At 56.6% G+C, this 17,179-nt stretch carries 18 protein-coding genes and 1 tRNA gene; 6 read left to right on the top strand and 13 right to left on the bottom strand.

What is annotated here, in order from left to right:
* The first annotated feature begins 195 nt into the window (after positions 1–195).
* A complete protein-coding gene (locus E0L16_RS04690; RefSeq protein WP_107533894.1) occupies positions 196–1,755 on the top strand; it encodes a methyl-accepting chemotaxis protein in 1,560 nt (519 codons plus the stop codon).
* Here E0L16_RS04690 and E0L16_RS04685 read toward each other — a convergent pair.
* On the bottom strand, positions 1,752–2,246 hold the full coding sequence (locus tag E0L16_RS04685) for a PadR family transcriptional regulator (RefSeq protein WP_131636419.1): 495 nt from the start codon (positions 2,244–2,246) through the stop codon (positions 1,752–1,754). The genes E0L16_RS04690 and E0L16_RS04685 overlap by 4 nt on opposite strands.
* Before the next feature lie 145 nt (positions 2,247–2,391).
* On the opposite strand from E0L16_RS04685, the gene E0L16_RS04680 reads away from it, so the two are divergent.
* Complete coding sequence (locus E0L16_RS04680; protein ID WP_107533892.1) at positions 2,392–3,156, top strand: siderophore-interacting protein; 765 nt, start codon at positions 2,392–2,394, stop codon at positions 3,154–3,156.
* Here E0L16_RS04680 and E0L16_RS04675 read toward each other — a convergent pair whose 3' ends face one another.
* On the bottom strand, positions 3,157–4,326 hold the full coding sequence (locus E0L16_RS04675; RefSeq protein WP_131636418.1) for a coiled-coil domain-containing protein: 1,170 nt from the start codon (positions 4,324–4,326) through the stop codon (positions 3,157–3,159).
* A gap of 390 nt (positions 4,327–4,716) precedes the next feature.
* On the bottom strand, positions 4,717–5,223 hold the full coding sequence (locus E0L16_RS04670) for an Hcp family type VI secretion system effector (RefSeq protein WP_131636417.1): 507 nt from the start codon (positions 5,221–5,223) through the stop codon (positions 4,717–4,719).
* Positions 5,224–5,429: 206 nt separating this feature from the next.
* On the opposite strand from E0L16_RS04670, the gene E0L16_RS04665 reads away from it, so the two are divergent.
* Together E0L16_RS04665 and E0L16_RS04660 are read left to right on the top strand one after the other, a co-directional pair.
* Positions 5,430–5,822: a polymorphic toxin type 44 domain-containing protein gene (locus E0L16_RS04665; protein WP_131636416.1), complete on the top strand. Its 393-nt coding sequence runs from the start codon at positions 5,430–5,432 to the stop codon at positions 5,820–5,822.
* Positions 5,800–6,264, top strand: coding sequence for a hypothetical protein (locus E0L16_RS04660; protein ID WP_131636415.1), 465 nt, complete (start codon positions 5,800–5,802; stop codon positions 6,262–6,264). Before E0L16_RS04665 ends, E0L16_RS04660 begins: the two co-directional genes overlap by 23 nt.
* 373 nt (positions 6,265–6,637) lie before the next feature.
* Here E0L16_RS04660 and E0L16_RS04655 read toward each other — a convergent pair.
* Positions 6,638–6,713: transfer RNA gene (locus E0L16_RS04655), tRNA-Ile, on the bottom strand.
* A gap of 124 nt (positions 6,714–6,837) precedes the next feature.
* On the opposite strand from E0L16_RS04655, the gene mug reads away from it, so the two are divergent.
* Positions 6,838–7,344, top strand: a complete 507-nt coding sequence (gene mug / locus E0L16_RS04650; RefSeq protein ID WP_063451124.1) for a G/U mismatch-specific DNA glycosylase — start codon at positions 6,838–6,840, stop codon at positions 7,342–7,344.
* A gap of 90 nt (positions 7,345–7,434) precedes the next feature.
* Here the strand turns inward: mug and rpoD are convergent, their stop codons facing one another.
* From rpoD to rpsU, 3 genes are all read right to left on the bottom strand, one after another.
* The gene (gene rpoD, locus E0L16_RS04645) at positions 7,435–9,279 is read right to left on the bottom strand and encodes an RNA polymerase sigma factor RpoD (RefSeq protein WP_006812010.1); all 1,845 of its coding nucleotides are present in this window, start codon (positions 9,277–9,279) and stop codon (positions 7,435–7,437) included.
* 153 nt (positions 9,280–9,432) lie between these two features.
* Entirely contained in the window at positions 9,433–11,178 is a 1,746-nt protein-coding gene (gene dnaG / locus E0L16_RS04640) for a DNA primase (protein WP_063867680.1), read from the bottom strand.
* A gap of 115 nt (positions 11,179–11,293) precedes the next feature.
* Positions 11,294–11,509, bottom strand: coding sequence for a 30S ribosomal protein S21 (gene rpsU / locus E0L16_RS04635; protein ID WP_001144069.1), 216 nt, complete (start codon positions 11,507–11,509; stop codon positions 11,294–11,296).
* A 236-nt stretch (positions 11,510–11,745) separates the two neighbouring features.
* On the opposite strand from rpsU, the gene tsaD reads away from it, so the two are divergent.
* A complete protein-coding gene (tsaD, locus tag E0L16_RS04630; protein ID WP_063451126.1) occupies positions 11,746–12,759 on the top strand; it encodes a tRNA (adenosine(37)-N6)-threonylcarbamoyltransferase complex transferase subunit TsaD in 1,014 nt (337 codons plus the stop codon).
* A gap of 84 nt (positions 12,760–12,843) precedes the next feature.
* Here tsaD and ureG read toward each other — a convergent pair whose 3' ends face one another.
* Genes ureG through E0L16_RS04600 form a run of 6 tightly spaced genes read right to left on the bottom strand, consistent with a single transcriptional unit; the run spans position 12,844 to position 17,178 of the window.
* Positions 12,844–13,461, bottom strand: a complete 618-nt coding sequence (gene ureG, locus E0L16_RS04625) for an urease accessory protein UreG (protein WP_063867682.1) — start codon at positions 13,459–13,461, stop codon at positions 12,844–12,846.
* 9 nt (positions 13,462–13,470) lie between these two features.
* Entirely contained in the window at positions 13,471–14,145 is a 675-nt protein-coding gene (locus tag E0L16_RS04620) for an urease accessory protein UreF (RefSeq protein ID WP_107533848.1), read from the bottom strand.
* Positions 14,145–14,684: a HupE/UreJ family protein gene (locus E0L16_RS04615; protein WP_107533847.1), complete on the bottom strand. Its 540-nt coding sequence runs from the start codon at positions 14,682–14,684 to the stop codon at positions 14,145–14,147. Before E0L16_RS04615 ends, E0L16_RS04620 begins: the two co-directional genes overlap by 1 nt.
* Before the next feature lie 9 nt (positions 14,685–14,693).
* The gene (gene ureE, locus E0L16_RS04610) at positions 14,694–15,158 is read right to left on the bottom strand and encodes an urease accessory protein UreE (protein WP_063867688.1); all 465 of its coding nucleotides are present in this window, start codon (positions 15,156–15,158) and stop codon (positions 14,694–14,696) included.
* Between the two features lie 9 nt (positions 15,159–15,167).
* Positions 15,168–16,871: an urease subunit alpha gene (gene ureC / locus E0L16_RS04605; protein WP_131636414.1), complete on the bottom strand. Its 1,704-nt coding sequence runs from the start codon at positions 16,869–16,871 to the stop codon at positions 15,168–15,170.
* Positions 16,864–17,178: an urease subunit beta gene (locus E0L16_RS04600; RefSeq protein ID WP_063451131.1), complete on the bottom strand. Its 315-nt coding sequence runs from the start codon at positions 17,176–17,178 to the stop codon at positions 16,864–16,866. The genes ureC and E0L16_RS04600 overlap by 8 nt, the downstream gene beginning before the upstream one ends.
* Position 17,179 lies beyond the last annotated feature (1 nt).

Below are 17,179 nucleotides of genomic sequence, written 5' to 3'. Positions count from 1 at the left end.
GGCTTTTTTGTTTTTCAGTATAAGTTATGTTGTTAATGAAATATTAAGTAACTAAAAAAACCTGCCGATTTTTAATTCTTGCGCCCCGACTTCCCTACGACTGAAAAAGAAAAAAACGATCAAAGTCATAAAGTTAGCAAGTTTTCTTCCGATAACAGCGATCGTCTGAGAAATAATCACATCGATGGGGTAAATATGTTCATACATGACGTAAAGATCGGCACGAAATTATTTCTGGCGTTTGGATTATTTATTGTCCTGATGGTCGTCAGCGCAAGTTTGTCTCTGATGAGCCTGAATCGGGCAAACAATGGAATGCAAACCATCCTTACCAGCGACTATCCAACCACGGTTAAAGCGAACCAGCTAATCGACAACTTCCAGGAATTTATAAGCACACAGCAGCTTATGCTGCTGGACGAACAGGGGACCTACACGACGCAGTCAGAGCAGCGCCTGAAGGCGATCAGCGAGCGCATCACCGCAATCCTGAGCGAGCTGGACAACGCTCTCAAGGATAAGAAATCTCAACAGGCGCTGGCGGATATCCGCGGCGTACGTCAGCAATATCTCGACTCACGCTATCGCATTTTGCAGGCCGTGCAGAATAACGACCGTGCGGCTGCGATAAACGAGATGATGACCAACACCCTGAACCTGCAACAGTCCTACAAAGCGAAAGTGCAGGCGCTGATTGCGATCCAGGACCGGGCAATGCAGAGCGCGGGCGTGCAGGTGGAAGGCGATTTCCGCACCAATCGTCTCCTGCTGATCGTGATTACGCTGTTCAGCGTCGTGGCAGCCAGCCTGATTGGCTGGCTCATTGTGCGATCCATTACCCGACCGCTGAACGACGCGGTGAATTTTGCACAAGCCATTGCCGATGGCGATCTGACGCGCAGCATTACCTCGCACGGTAAAGATGAAACCGGACTGCTTCTTACCGCACTGATGGAGATGAAAACGCGCCTGCTGGAGATTGTGCAGCAGGTGCAGACCGGGTCGGAAAACATCTCCAGCGCCGCCGCGCAGATTGTCGCCGGCAATCAGGATCTGGCCGCGCGCACGGAGGAGCAGGCCAGTTCTGTTGAACAGACGGCGGCGTCGATGGAGCAGATCACCGCCACGGTGAAGAATACCGCCTCGCACACCGGGGAAGCGACCAACCTGTCTGCCGATGCGGCTGCGGTGGTGAAAAACAACGGGGAGATGATGAAGCAGGTTACCAGCAAAATGCGCCTGATTAACGAAACATCGAACCGGATGTCCGACATTATCGACCTGATCGATGCCATTGCCTTCCAGACGAACATTCTGGCGCTGAATGCGGCGGTCGAAGCGGCCCGGGCGGGTGAGCATGGCCGTGGCTTTGCGGTGGTGGCGGGCGAAGTGCGCCAGCTCGCGCAGAAGAGTGCGACATCCGCAAGTGAGATCCGCCAGCTGATCGAAAGTTCGACAAGCCAGACTCAGGACGGCATGAACCTTGTGGAGAAAGCCAGCGGGCTTATCAACGGGATGGTCGGTAACGTGGAGGAGATGGACGTTATCCTGCGTGAAATCCGCCAGGCCAGCCACGAGCAGACGGAAGGCATCTCGCAGATCAACAGCGCGATTGGCCTGATAGACGCCACCACCCAGCAGAACTCCGCGCTGGTGGAGGAGTCTGTTGCGGCGGCGGCATCCCTGAACGAACAGGCGATGCACCTGAAAGAGCTGGTGCGCGTGTTCCGCGTGAGCGACGGTGTGCTGGCTTAATCCAGCTGGGATATCTCCAGCGCCGCGCGGTCAATCACGCCGATAATCTGTTTGAGCTGCGCGTCGCTGAGCTCTCCCTGGTTCACCTTCAGATCCAGGACCGCTTTGAAGTTATCTAAAGCCCGCTTCATCTGCGGGTTCTTGCGCAGCTGGAACCCGACGGAACGCGCCTTGATACGCGTCTGGATCTGCTCCAGCTGTTCCCGGTTAGCTTCCAGCCACTGCTCTCCGGCGGCGTTAATCGCGATCCGCTTACGGCCATTCTCTTCTTCGGTAATGGCGATCAGCGCCTGATCCTGCAAATAATCCAGCGTCGGGTAAATCACCCCGGGGCTTGGCGTGTAATGACCCTGCGTCAGGTTCTCGATCTCCTTAATCAGCTCGTAACCGTGGCTCGCGCTGCGCGTCAGGATGTCCAGGATCACCAGCCGTAAATCGCCATGGCCAAAAAATCGTGGCCGGCGTCCACCGCCGTCGTGTTCGTGTCGCATGTTTTTTCCTCAATTTGATATAGCTAAACTATATCTTAGATATATTCAGATGCAATCTAAAAAATCTTGATTTCTTGGTTAATAGCAATCATTATCATTAAAAATTCATTCCGATATATCGTATTCACCTGAGAAGGGCATCACCATGGCATCTACCCGTTACCCTCAACGTGTCCGCAACGACCTGCGTTTTCGCGAGCTGAACGTGCTCCGCGCCGGGCGCGTCAGCCCAGGATTTCAGCGCATTGTGTTAGGCGGCGAGGCGCTGGAGGGCTTTAGCTCTCGCGGCTTTGACGACCATACCAAAGTCTTTTTCCCGGCACCGGGCACGACCTTCGTGCCGCCTGTCGTCACCGATGAAGGCATTAATTGGGGTGACGGCGTGCGTCCGCAGGCGCGTGACTACACTCCGCTGTACAATGACGAAAAAAATGAGTTGGTGCTCGATTTCTTCGTTCATGATGGCGGCATTGCCAGCAACTGGGCGGTAGAGGCGAAGGCGGGCGACAAGCTGACCATCGGCGGTCCGCGCGGTTCGCTGGTGGTGCCGGAAGATTATGCCTGGCAGCTGTACGTGTGCGACGAGTCGGGCATGCCCGCGCTGCGCCGCCGTCTGGAAGGTATCGCAAAACTGCCGGTTCGCCCGGCGATCCACGCCATCGTCACCGTGGGCGATGCGTCGTATAAAGACTACCTGGCGCACCTGAGCGAGTTCAACATCACGTGGGTTATCGGCCACAGCGAGCAGGCGGTGGCGGAGCATCTGGCCGCGCTGACCGTGCCGGAAGAGGATTACTTTATCTGGCTGACCGGAGAGGGAAAGGTGGTGAAAAGCCTGAGCCGTCAGTTTGAAACCGATGCGATTGACCCGCAGCTGGTGCGTGCCAGCGCGTACTGGCACGCAAAATAGTCAGGCGGCGGGATCCAGTTGCGCTTCGCTCACCTGATGTTCGAGCGAGGCGCATACCTCTTTCAGCGCTTTCTCCTGCTGGGCAAAGTAGGCTTCCATATTGCTGAGCGACGAGACGAGCAGCCAGGACTCTTCCTTCTCCAGCTCTGCCAGTTCGCTCACCAGGGCGTCGATTTGCTCACGCACCTGCGCCATCTTTTTACGAATACGTTCCAGGTCGTTCAACCTGTCGCTCGCCATCATCGGTTCGAACCCGTGTTGCAGACGGGCGACCAGCGAGCGTATGGCCTTCACGTCGCCGCGCTGTTTGGCCTGGTTGAGTTGCACCATCATCCGGTTGGCTTCTTCTTTTAAGTCATCGGCAACCAGATCCGGGTGGCATAGCTTGCTCGCCTGGCGCCAGAGCCGCTTCAGTTCGTTCCGATCCTCTTCAGAAAGAGCCTTGCCTTTACGCAGGCGCACTTCGGCATCATGATGCTGTTCGCGATACTTCCTGTACTCTTCATTGGCCTCATCGCGCGCCTGACGCGCCGGCTCTTCTTCACGCGTTAGTCCGGTCTCCAGCTCCTGCGCTTCGGCCAACAGGGTGGCAATAAGATGACTTTGCTGCTGAAGATGCTTGCGCGCCTCTGCCGCCTGAACGGAATCCGCAGGCAGTTCTTGCCAGCGCTGGGTGAGCGTCGACAGAACCTCCACGGCCTGCGCCATATAGCGCTGGCAGCGGCGGTAATCCTCTTCCCGGCGACGCGCCTCCGCCTGCTGACGACGCAGGTTCAGCTCCGCCAGCGTTTTACGCAGGACGAGGATCTGCTGCATCAGCGGCCCGAGGCGCGAAAAATAGAGATCGTTGAACTCATCAAGCTGCTGCACCCGGGCGTTACGGCGGTCAATCAGGTCACGCAGGCGCTCCTCCAGGGCTTTTAGCTCCAGCTTGCTGGCCGCCAGCTGCGGATCGCGCCACGGGGCAACGGCACGCTGGCTTTGCAGCCAGGCGGTGATAGCACGGATGGCAGCGGTGTAGTTTTGCTGCTCAAGCGCCGCGACGATGGACAGGAGATCATCGTCAAAGGCTTCATCTTTGAGGCGTTTCAGCTGGCTCTGGATGATGTCGTCATCTTCCAGCTCAATGGCATTTTTAATGATTTCTAGCCGTTTGATCGGTGTGCTCATGATGCCTTTCGCTCTGGCGCTTAAGTATTTGAGTTAAGGGTGGTTGTGGTCAACGCTACAGGAAATAATACACACGGATGATGATCGGCGCGATGGAGGATTTCTTTAGTTTTTAGGGATTGTGAGGGAGTGAGGGTGATGGAACCTTCCTTCTGGAACGATGAACGCAAAGTTATACGTGGCCTTAGAATTCACTTTTGAATGCGGGAGCCGAGAAACTCCAAAATTTGGGGCTTCGGAGGCGCGCAGCGGCAGCGGTACGCCGCAATAACTGCCAGAGAATGCTTAACAGCATTGGGAGATCGCGCGGGGTATTGCCATCGAGGGGAGGCTACGTGCTGGCAGACCCAGGGGGCGAAAGGATTGGCTCTAAAAACAATATTGGGCGGATTAACCGCCCTTATTGTACGCTGTAACCCGCTCGTTCCACGCGTCCGAGTATTGGACGTTCCCATCGCAATACTTCCAGGTGATCCGCTCATAGCGGAGCTGTATTCCCTCATTATGATTGTGTATCTGTAACGCTGGCTCTTTACAGTTATGCATGACGGGGTTAATGCTGACTACCCGGACGTTTTCAAGCAGCATATTGAAATATTCAACCTCCTGGCCCGCATCGTTGATCTTATACCACTTGATCTCTGCGCTTTTCAGCGTTTGGCCGGTGGCTACCGCTTTGTAGAGATACGGGCTGGAGCTATCAAACTCCTTTTCAATTACGAGCGGCGCATGTAAGCGCGTACCGGTGATCTTGCCGGTGTTGTTATCGGTCGGAACTAACAAGCCGTGACTAAAAGAGAGGATCTCTATACTACCTTCTCTATTTTGAACATCCACAGATCCCTTAATCGGGTTGCCACCATCATCCTTAAGCCATAGATAAGCAGGAATAGCCATTTTGAAAACTCCATTTCCGTTGAGGGTAAACCCTCATTAACGGCTAAAAACGGATCGCAGGTGATACAAATTGTGTTATAAGTTAGTGTTATTTAATTTCGTTACTTATTGATATTGCAAATAAAATTAATAAATTGATCCTAAGCAGTACGCGTTAGCATTATTGCTCTTATGTTGCCCTTTTTGCCTGGCAGAAAGGAATAACGATGGCATGTATACCGATTTATCCACCCCGCGGGCTGGAGGTATTGCGCGAACACATAAGGCTCGCGCGGGCGCGTCACGAAGTCCAGGATATGGCCGCCCCGCTTACGTATACATGGTTTTATGAGCGAGTAAGGAATGGCGGGCCGTGGGATTACAAACAACAAAAACGGGCTTATGCTGACTTCGGGAATTTCCATTACGGCGCTGTGGGTTATGCAGCGTGCATCCCTGCAAAGATTTTGCTTATTGCTGCCGGCGCGGCGCAGTGGAAAGCCGGCACATCAAGACCCGAGTGGGGTAATTTCACGGGGGCTCCGCCGTTTGGTGATGATCCGATTGACCAATTTTGGATAAAGCAAGGCATCGACTATGTTAAACAGCATCACTTTTAGGACGCTGCACTGGATCGCCACTATTCTTATGGCCCTGGCGGTCGCGGGGTACTGTTATTTCCAACATATACAGCGTTTAACTGTTAGTGATCGGCTATATGAAGTTCGCCAGCTCACACCCCGGACCTGGTTATACATTACTGAGTATGACGGTTCGAACATGACCACGGGGGAAGTGTATCGTTATTTTTTAGCGAGCAAGATTGACGGTGATCCGCTGGTGGCTCTCGAAAAACAACATATCGCGCCCACGCTTACAGCGAATACCGCCCGCGCGAAAGTTGACGGCATAGGCAACAACATCTCATTTACTGTTTACGGCACCGTGTACAGCTTTACAACGTCCGCATTTTTTTATGATGCTGAGGGAATAGCGGCCGCGCCGTCAATCGACTTAACGGCCCGCGGCGAGAGCTGGGACAAGGGGAAATTTAGTCGATAGTTAAATATTTATTTAGAATCCCTTGCGGTCGGGTCAATGACCCGGTGAGCCGCGTGTAATTTTTCACGGCGTAATCTCGGAAAGGCTTTCGGCATTACGGATTACTTCCTGACGTAAGCATTCACGTAAATGAGTTGATCTGGCTTGTTTATCCATTACTTATCTTTCCCTTTCATTTGTCGCGGGAATTTAAAGTCAAAAGTCTACGGAAAGCAACTTTTTGGCGTAGTAGTTATGTGGAGAGGGCTTGTCATAATCTTGAGGGGAGGGAGCACTCTTACTTTTGTGCGACACTTTTGCCTCACCCATGCATTAAGTAACAAAAAAGCCACTCGCGGGAGTGGCTTAACTGGATGATTCTAAAGCTAAAATTTGGTGGCCCCTGCTGGACTTGAACCAGCGACCAAGCGATTATGAGTCGCCTGCTCTAACCACTGAGCTAAGGGGCCGTGGCGGTGAATTATAAAGTAACTCCCCTCAGCAATCCAGCCATTCACACCTGCCTGCTGTTTTTATAAACAATGCATAATCAATCCTTTATACTTATCTTATGATGCATAAACAGGAGTAGAGATGATCAACGATATTCTGGCCCCTGGCCTGCGGGTGGTGTTCTGCGGTATCAATCCGGGCAAGTCATCGGCGCACACCGGTTTTCACTTTGCTCATCCGGGAAATCGCTTCTGGAAAGTGATCCATCAGGCCGGTTTTACCGAAAAACAGCTTAAGCCGGAAGAAGAGCAGCAGCTGCTGGATACGCGCTGCGGTATCACCATGCTGGTCGAGCGTCCCACGGTGCAGGCAAGCGAAGTGAATCTGCATGAGCTGCGCACTGGCGGGCGGGAACTGGTGAAGAAGATTGAAGACTATCAGCCCGCGGCGCTGGCGATCCTCGGCAAGCAGGCCTACGAGCAGGCGTTCAGCCAGCGCGGTGCTCAGTGGGGTAAGCAAAACATTACTATTGGCGTAACGCAGGTGTGGGTGCTGCCGAATCCGAGCGGGCTGAACAGGGCGACGCTGGATAAGCTGGTGGAGGCATACCGGGAACTTGATGAGGCGCTGATGGTGCGGGGGCTTTAGATCCTCTGCGGCCTGAGGCCCTCACCCACAGGGAGAGGGAATAAACAAAAAAAAAGCTCCCGATTGGGAGCTTTTTGCTGTTTACCTGGGTTAGTCGTCCAGGAAGCTACGCAGCACTTCAGAGCGGCTTGGGTGACGCAGCTTACGCAGCGCCTTCGCTTCGATCTGACGGATACGTTCGCGGGTCACGTCGAACTGTTTACCCACTTCTTCCAGCGTATGGTCGGTGTTCATATCGATACCGAAACGCATACGCAGCACTTTGGCTTCACGGGCGGTCAGGCCAGCCAGAACGTCGTGCGTGGCGGCACGCAGGCTCTCGGTGGTGGCCGAGTCCAGCGGCAGCTCGAGGGTGGTATCCTCGATGAAATCACCCAGATGCGAATCTTCATCGTCACCGATTGGTGTTTCCATGGAGATAGGCTCTTTAGCGATTTTCAGCACTTTACGGATCTTGTCTTCCGGCATCAGCATGCGTTCAGCCAGCTCTTCCGGCGTCGGCTCGCGGCCCATCTCCTGCAACATCTGGCGAGAAATACGGTTGAGTTTGTTGATGGTCTCAATCATATGCACCGGAATACGGATGGTGCGCGCCTGGTCTGCGATAGAGCGGGTGATCGCCTGACGGATCCACCAGGTAGCATAGGTGGAGAACTTGTAACCACGACGGTATTCAAACTTGTCTACCGCTTTCATCAGACCGATGTTGCCTTCCTGAATCAGATCCAGGAATTGCAGACCACGGTTGGTGTATTTCTTGGCGATAGAGATAACCAGACGTAAGTTCGCTTCAACCATCTCTTTCTTCGCACGGCGGGCTTTCGCTTCACCGATGGACATACGACGGTTGATGTCTTTCACCTGCTCGATGGTCAGGCCGGTCTCTTCTTCAATCTGATGCAGCTTTTGCAGGCCGCGCTGGACGTCTTCTTTCACGTCGTGCAGCTTTTCAGACCACGGCTTGTTCATCGCGATAGCGGCGTTGAACCAGGTTTCGCTGGTTTCATTGCCGGTGAAGAGGGTAATGAAGTTCTTCTTCGGCATTTTGCACTGTTCAACGCACAGCTTCATGATGATGCGTTCCTGGGTACGTACGCGATCCATCATCACGCGCATGCTGTTTACCAGGTAGTCGAACTGTTTTGGCACCAGGCGGAACTGTTTGAACACTTCAGACAGTTTCAGGATCTCTTCCTGAGCGGCGGCATGGCTGCGGCCTTTCGCTTTGATGGTGTCACGCGTCACTTCGTACTGGGTACGCAGCTCGGCAAACTTCTCGCGCGCCAGTTCCGGGTCGATGCTGTTGTCGTCGTCGCTGCTGTCGTCGTCTTCTTCTTCATCTTCGTCTTCGTCGTCATCCATCTCTTCCTGAGACAGCTCAGAACCGACGTGAGTGGCGGTTGGCGCCATATCTTCTTCAGCGTTCGGGTCGACAAAGCCAGTGATCAGATCGGACAGACGCGCTTCTTCCGCTTCAACGCGATCGTACTGCTCCAGCAGATAGGTAATCGCTTCCGGGTATTCGGCAACAGAGCACTGAACCTGGTTGATCCCGTCTTCGATGCGTTTTGCGATGTCAATTTCGCCTTCGCGGGTCAACAGTTCAACGGTACCCATTTCGCGCATGTACATGCGGACCGGGTCAGTGGTACGCCCGATTTCAGATTCCACGCTGGACAGGACCTGTGCAGCAGCTTCTTCCGCATCTTCGTCAGTGTTGTTGGAGGTTTCAGCCAGCAACAGATCATCGGCATCCGGTGCTTCTTCCATCACCTGAATGCCCATGTCATTGATCATTTGGATGATATCTTCGATCTGATCTGAATCGACGATATCTTCCGGCAGATGGTCATTGACCTCGGCATAGGTCAGATAGCCTTGCTCCTTACCGCGTTGGACAAGAAGTTTCAGCTGTGACTGCGGGTTTTGCTCCATAAGACGGTATCCACACTTAATTCGTTTGATTGGTGTCGGCGATGAGGCTGCCAACCTTTAAAGCGAGGGCGTACTTATATTTTTGCCGCTGCCTCTCAGTGCGGCTGCCGGGGGCTTCCCGATCGATATTCGGCACTTAAGCCGTTAAATTTTTTATTTCTTCGCCAGTTCCTGGTTAATCATCCAGAGCTCCCGGCGTTCTTCGCTGCTTAAGCCATGGGTGCGCTCGCGAGCTATCAACTCTTCCTGGCGCAGCTCAAGCATCGAATCAAACATATGGTTGAGTGAGTCGGTGAACGTTTTTTCTGCGATATCCTTATCTGCTATATCGTCCCACATCGACAGTTTTTCAAGGGTAGCGGCCTCTTTTGTGCCGCGATAATGCTCTAAAAGTTGTCCGGTGGTCAGACCTGGCTGAGACAAACAAGTGTTGACCAATTCTGAAAATAAGCCAAGTCCGGGCAATTTTTCGTGGTTCAAACCCGCCAGCGACGGCACTTGCGGAGCAAGTTCGGGGTTTTGCACCAGTAACCCTATCAGTATACGCATGGTTGTGCGTTTTAGCTGAGGCGCCGGACGTGCCGTACCGTTTTCAGCCTGCTTTGGCATTAAACGTTCAAGCTGGCTGTCGTCCAGTATGCCGAGCTTGTTGCCTAGCTCCTGTCGCAGATAGATGCGCAGCGTTTCGCCGGGCACCTGGCTGATTAACGGCAGCGCCAGCGTACTGAGCCGCGCGCGCCCGTCCGGGGTACTCAAATCCACCTGCGGCATCAGGCTGTTAAACAGAAACGTGGAGAGCGGCTGTGCCTGCTCCATCCGTGCTTCAAATGCCGCTTTGCCCTCTTTACGCACCAGCGTATCCGGGTCTTCACCGTCGGGCAGGAACATAAAGCGTAACTGACGTCCGTCGGTCATGTACGGCAGCGCGGTTTCCAGCGCGCGCCAGGCCGCGTCGCGCCCCGCGCGGTCACCGTCGTAGCAGCAAATCACGTTGTTGGTGACGCGAAACAACAGCTGGATATGGTCCGCCGTAGTGGACGTACCCAGTGACGCAACGGCATAGTTAATGTCGTACTGCGCCAGCGCAACGACGTCCATATAACCTTCGACGACCAGAAGCCGCGGAGGTTCCGCATTTTCCTGCTGCGCTTCATAAAGACCGTACAGCTGGCGGCCCTTATGGAAAATATCGGTTTCCGGGGAGTTGAGGTATTTCGGCAGGGCATCACCCAGCACGCGACCACCAAAACCGATTACCCGGCCACGCTTGTCGCGGATCGGGAACATCACCCGTTCACGGAAGCGGTCGTAGCTTCGTCCCTGGTCGTTGGTGACCAGCATGCCTGCGTCGATGAGGGATTTACGATCTTCGCTATTGCCGCCAAAACGCTTTAACACGTTGTCCCAGCCGGGCGGGGCGTAACCAATAGCGAAACGCGCAATCACATCGTCGCTCAGTCCGCGCTTGTTCAGATACTGACGCGCAGGCTCAGCCGCAGAGTGCTTAAGAGACTGTTGATAAAACGAATTCAGGCCATCCATCAGTTGATACAGCGTTTGCCGCTGATGGCGCTCGATCTGACTTGGCCCACTGCCCGCTTCATACGGCACTTCAAGGTTATGCATCGCCGCCAGCTCTTCGACGGTTTCAACGAACTCGAGCTTGTCGTAGTTCATCAAAAAATCGACGGCATTACCGTGTGCGCCACAGCCGAAGCAATGGTAGAACTGCTTTTCACCGTTTACGGTGAAAGAGGGGGTTTTTTCGTTATGGAACGGACAGCACGCATGGTAGTTCTTGCCCTGCTTTTTTAGCTTCACCCGCGCGTCGATGAGATCGACGATGTCGGTTCTGGCAAGCAGGTCATTGATGAAAACGCGTGGGATTCTTCCGGCCATATGCCCCAAAAATTTAAGCGACTTATAAACGAAAACAAGCCGCGCATTCCTTCCGGAAGCACGGCCTTACGACTACAACTCTGTCTGTCAATTAAGGGCGTTGGCCCTCAACAGATTAGTACAGACGAGTACGGCGTGCGTTTTCGCGAGCCAGTTTCTTCGCGTGACGTTTCACAGCGGAAGCTTTAGCGCGCTTACGTTCGGTCGTTGGTTTTTCATAAAACTCACGACGACGAACTTCAGCCAGAACACCTGCTTTCTCGCATGAACGTTTGAAGCGACGCAGTGCTACGTCGAACGGCTCGTTTTCACGTACTTTAATTACCGGCATGTAACTCTCACCTTTAATAAATTCGGTTTGCCGCTGGCATCAACGCCAGCTTATTTCAAAATGGTGCGGAATTTTACTGCAAATGCTGCTGCTTTGTAAAGCACCGATGCGATTTTGAAAGGGACTTTAATAAGGGTGAGGAGTATACACGAGCCTTCTTCCTGGGGCGAACAAAGTTTTACAACAATCCGCCCAGGCTCTACACTGCGCGGTATTGAAACGAGGTAAAACAAGTCATGCGTGTACTGGGTATTGAAACATCCTGCGATGAAACCGGCATCGCCATTTACGACGACGAAAAAGGGCTTCTGGCCAACCAGCTGTATAGTCAGGTGAAATTGCACGCTGACTACGGCGGCGTCGTGCCTGAACTGGCCTCTCGTGACCACGTGCGTAAGACGGTTCCCCTGATTCAGGCGGCGCTGAAAGAGGCCGGGTTGAGTGCAAAAGATATTGATGCCGTAGCCTATACCGCAGGGCCGGGCCTGGTCGGTGCGCTGCTGGTCGGCGCAACGGTAGGTCGTTCGCTGGCCTTCGCGTGGGACGTTCCCGCCATTCCGGTTCACCACATGGAAGGGCATCTTCTGGCACCGATGCTGGAAGACAATCCGCCCGAATTCCCGTTCGTGGCGCTGCTGGTTTCCGGCGGGCATACCCAGCTGATTAGCGTAACGGGTATTGGCAAGTACGAGCTGCTGGGCGAGTCGATCGACGACGCCGCCGGCGAAGCGTTCGATAAAACCGCCAAGCTGCTGGGCCTGGATTACCCGGGCGGCCCGATGCTCTCTAAAATGGCGTCGCAGGGAACGGAAGGGCGCTTTGTTTTCCCGCGTCCGATGACCGATCGTCCGGGGCTGGATTTCAGCTTCTCCGGGCTGAAAACCTTCGCGGCGAACACCATCCGCAATAACGACGACAGCGAGCAGACCCGCGCCGACATCGCCCGTGCGTTTGAAGACGCGGTGGTGGATACGCTGATGATCAAGTGCAAGCGCGCGCTGGATCAGACCGGGTTTAAGCGCCTGGTGATGGCGGGCGGCGTCAGCGCCAACCGTACGCTGCGCGCGAAGCTTGCGGAAATGATGCAAAAGCGTCGCGGGGAAGTGTTCTATGCGCGTCCGGAATTCTGTACCGATAACGGGGCGATGATCGCCTACGCCGGGATGGTGCGCCTGAACGCCGGCGCCACGGCTGACCTGAGCGTGTCCGTCCGTCCGCGCTGGCCGCTGGCGGAACTGCCGGAGGCGTGAGTTTTTTTGCCGGGCGGCACTTCGTTTGCCCGGCCTACGGTTTTGTAGGCCCGGTAAGCGCAGCGCCACCGGGCAATAACCGCACTACACCCGCAGCATCCCTTTCTCTTCCAGAAACGCAATAATCGTCCCCAGACCGTCACCCGCCTTCAGGTTGGTAAACGTCCACGGGCGCTCGCCGCGCATGCGGTTGGTATCGCGCTCCATTACCTCCAGCGACGCCCCCACGTAGGGCGCAAGATCGGTTTTGTTGATCACCAGGAAATCGGATTTGGTGATCCCCGGTCCGCCCTTGCGCGGAATTTTTTCCCCTTCGGCCACGTCGATCACGTAGAGGGTCAGATCCGCCAGCTCCGGGCTGAAGGTCGCGCTCAGGTTGTCGCCGCCGCTTTCCACAAAGATCAGGTCCAGATTGCCGAACTTCTCGCTTAACGCTTCTACCGCCGCCAGGTTCATTGAAGCATCCTCGCGGATGGCGGTATGCGGGCAGCCGCCGGTCTCTACCCCGACGATGCGCTCTGGCTCAAGCGCGCCCGCCTCGGTCAGGATGCGCTGATCCTCTTTGGTGTAGATATCATTGGTCACCACCGCCAGATGGTACGTATCGCGCATCGCCTTGCAGAGCGCTTCCAGCAGGGCGGTTTTGCCCGAGCCTACCGGGCCGCCCACGCCAACGCGCAGGGGATGTTTGTAATCAGCCATGTTGACTCCTCAGGAACGAAATAGTCGTGAATATTGGGTTTCGTGGCGCGCAGAGGCGATGGCGGACAGCGGCGTAGCGGCCCCCAGCGCGTCGTCGCTGCGTGAAAAAGCCTGTTCAAACCCGGCGGCAAAATGGTCGCTCAGGTCGATAATCAGCTGCTGTGCGGCCTGCTGCCCGAACGGCACCAGCTTGACGCCCGCCATCACCGCGCTCTCAATCCAGCTGTAGCCGAGGCTCAGCGCCAGCTCGCGCGCGCCAATTCCCCAGCGCACGCCGAGCCACGCCATGCCGCCGAGCTGGCTCTGCATCAACAGCGGCAGCCACTCTGTCGGGCAGGCGGGTTCCCAGCTTTTAACCAGCCGCGTAAAGGCCGCGCCGCGGTTGCGTTCTTCCTCGCGCAGTTCGCGCGTTTCCCGACAGGCGAGCAGGTATGCCGTCCAGCGTTTTGCTGCCGCGACGTCCTGCTGCTCGCAGGCACGGTACAGGCGGATGAACAGCGGCAGGTCGACGCAGAAAAAGCTCTGCTCCATCTGCTGGATTTGCCAGCGTCTGAACGCGTCGGCGCTGGTGATCCACCCGGCCTCGACGGCCCACTCCAGCCCCTGCGACCAGGTAAACGACCCGACCGGCAGGCTACTGCTGGAGAGCTGCATCAGGCGCAGCCACTGGCGGGCGTGCTCCATTAGCTCATCAGCGCCAGCAGGGCGGAGACAATCAGCCCGCCGCCGAAGGTTTTACGCAGACCGTCGTGGCGGCGCAGCAGCAGCCCCGCCGCGAAGCTGGCGCCCAGCACCGTCGCGCTGGCCAGCATAAAACCGCTGGTGAACAGCCAGAAGCTGTGGCCAGACATCTCCACGCCGTGCGCCCAGCCGTGGAACATCGCCAGGGCAGGCACCGCCAGCAGCAGGCGGTTTTCGGTCTTAAACATCATCACGCCGCAGACCGCCAGCGAGGCGATAATCAGCATCTCCATGCCGCTAAAGCCGCCGAGCAGGCTGCCCGCAATCGCGCCAATAAGCATCATGCCGAGGGTGGCAAACGGCAGCAGGAGCTTGCGGCCGCTCAGCGCCGAGAGCACGCCCGCGCCGGTCAGCATCAGCAGGTGATCGAGCCCGGTAAGCGGATGGAGAACGCCGGCCTGGAAGCTGTCGGTGCCGTGTCCCGGATGGGCAAGCGCCGGAACGGAAAAGGCCAGCAATAACAAGGGTAAATACTTACGCATGATGGATCCTTAATGTGAATGGGCGTGAGAATGGCTATGGCCGTGGGCATCGCTGGCGTAAGCGCCCGCTTCCGGTTCAAACGGCAGGCTGGAGAAGGTCACCTCCAGCCCGAACTGACGCAGCATGTCGTCAAGGACGTGGTCGTGGTGGTAGCGCAGCTCGCCGGGCATAATTTGCAGCGGCACGTGACGGTTGCCCAGGTGATAACAGGCGCGGGCGAGCAGGAACGGGTCGGTGCAGCGCACCACGGAAACCGATTCCGGGGCGGCGATCACTTCGATCACCTCGCTGCCGTCGTCGGTGGTCAGCAGATCCCCGCCGCGCAGCAGCAAACCGCGCGGCAGCATCAGCCCGGCTTCGCGACCGTCGTTCAGCGCCACGCGGGCGCGGCTTTTCACCCGCACGTCAATCGGCAGCGTGACGCTGGCGGTGATCGGGTGCGCGTGGTCCAGGCGTTGGGTTAGGTAAATCATCTTCACTCCTCAGAACAGGAAATAGCGTTGCGCCATCGGCAAAACCTCTGCCGGTTCGCTGGTAATCAGTTCGCCGTCGACGCGTACCTCGTAGGTTTGCGCGTCAACGGTGATATTGGGCTGTAAATCGTTGTGGATCATGTCGGCCTTTTTCACCGTCCGGCAGCCTTTCACCACCGCGGTGGCGCTTTGCAGGTTGAGCTGCTGCGGCACGCCACTGGCATGAGCAGCCTGCGAGACAAACGTCAGCCGCGTGGCGTGGCGTGCGGCGCCCAGGGCACCAAACATCGGGCGGTAATGCACCGGCTGTGGCGTGGGGATCGAGGCGTTGATATCGCCCATCGGCGCGCAGGCGATCATCCCGCCTTTGACGATGGTGGCCGGTTTTACGCCAAAGAAGGCGGGGGACCAGACCACCAGATCCGCCAGCTTGCCTGCCTCAATCGATCCCACTTCATGGGCGATGCCGTGGGTCAGCGCCGGGTTGATGGTGTATTTGGCGACATAGCGCTTCACGCGGAAGTTGTCGTTATCGCCCACCTCTTCCGGCAGCGTGCCGCGCTGGACCTTCATGCGGTGCGCCACCTGCCAGGTGCGGATAATCACTTCCCCCACGCGGCCCATGGCCTGCGAATCTGACGAGGTGAGCGAGAACGCGCCGATATCGTGCAGCACGTCTTCAGCGGCGATGGTCTCCCGGCGAATGCGGGATTCGGCAAACGCCACGTCCTCGGCGATATCCGGGTCAAGGTGATGGCAAACCATCAGCATGTCGAGGTGCTCGTCGATGGTGTTAACCGTGTAGGGCAGCGTTGGGTTAGTGGAGGAGGGCAGAATATTCGGGTGCGCGCAGGCGGTGATGATATCCGGCGCGTGGCCGCCGCCCGCGCCTTCGGTATGGAAGGTGTGGATGGTGCGTCCGCCGATGGCCGCCAGCGTGTCTTCGACAAACCCGGACTCGTTCAGCGTGTCGCTGTGCAGCGCCACCTGAATGTCCATCTCTTCAGCCACCTCCAGCGAGCAGTCGATCGCTGCGGGCGTCGCGCCCCAGTCCTCGTGGATCTTAAGCCCGATGGCACCGGCGGCGATCTGCTCGCGCAGGGCGTCCGGGTTTGATCCGTTCCCTTTGCCCAGCAGGCCAATATTCACCGGCAGCGTATCGGCGGCCTGCAACATGCGGGCGATATACCACGGCCCCGGCGTGCAGGTGGTGGCGTTGGTGCCTGCCGCGGGGCCGGTGCCGCCGCCGATCATGGTGGTGACGCCGGAAACCAGCGCCTCTTCCGCCTGCTGCGGACAGATCCAGTGAATGTGGGTGTCGATCCCGCCGGCGGTGACGATCTTCCCTTCGGCGGCGATGACTTCCGTTGCGGCACCGATCGGGATCGTCACGCCGGGCTGAATATCCGGATTTCCGGCTTTGCCGACGGCGAAGATCCGCCCGTTCTTCACGCCGATATCGGCCTTGACGATCCCCCAGTGATCGACGATCAGCGCGTTGGTGAGCACCAGATCCACGCAGTCGTCGGCGGTCATCTGCCCTTGCCCCATGCCGTCGCGGATCACCTTCCCGCCGCCGAATTTAACTTCTTCGCCGTAGATCGTGAGATCGTCTTCCACTTCGATCCACAGCTCGCTGTCCGCCAGCCGCACTTTATCCCCGGTAGTGGGGCCAAACATATCGGCATACGCCTGGCGTGAAATGTCAGCCATGTTTCACCTCTCCCATGACCTCGCCGCGAAAGCCAAAAATGCGCTGAGCGCCCGTCACCTGAACCAGCGTCACTTCTCGCTTCTGGCCTGGCTCGAAGCGCACGGCAGTGCCCGCCGGAATGTTCAGTCGGTAACCTTTGGTGGCTTCCCGGTCAAACTTCAGCGCCGGGTTGACCTCGTAAAAGTGATAGTGCGATCCCACCTGGATCGGCCTGTCGCCGTGGTTTTCCACAATCACGCTTTGGGTGTCTCGCCCGACGTTAAGGGCAATGCTGCCGGACTGGATCCGGTATTCTCCTGGGATCATC

The sequence above is a fragment of the Enterobacter quasihormaechei genome, from assembly GCF_004331385.1.
Lineage (GTDB): Bacteria > Pseudomonadota > Gammaproteobacteria > Enterobacterales > Enterobacteriaceae > Enterobacter > Enterobacter quasihormaechei.
The sequence above is the reverse complement of the archived record's forward strand: the minus strand, read 5'-3'. Positions and strand labels throughout refer to the sequence as shown.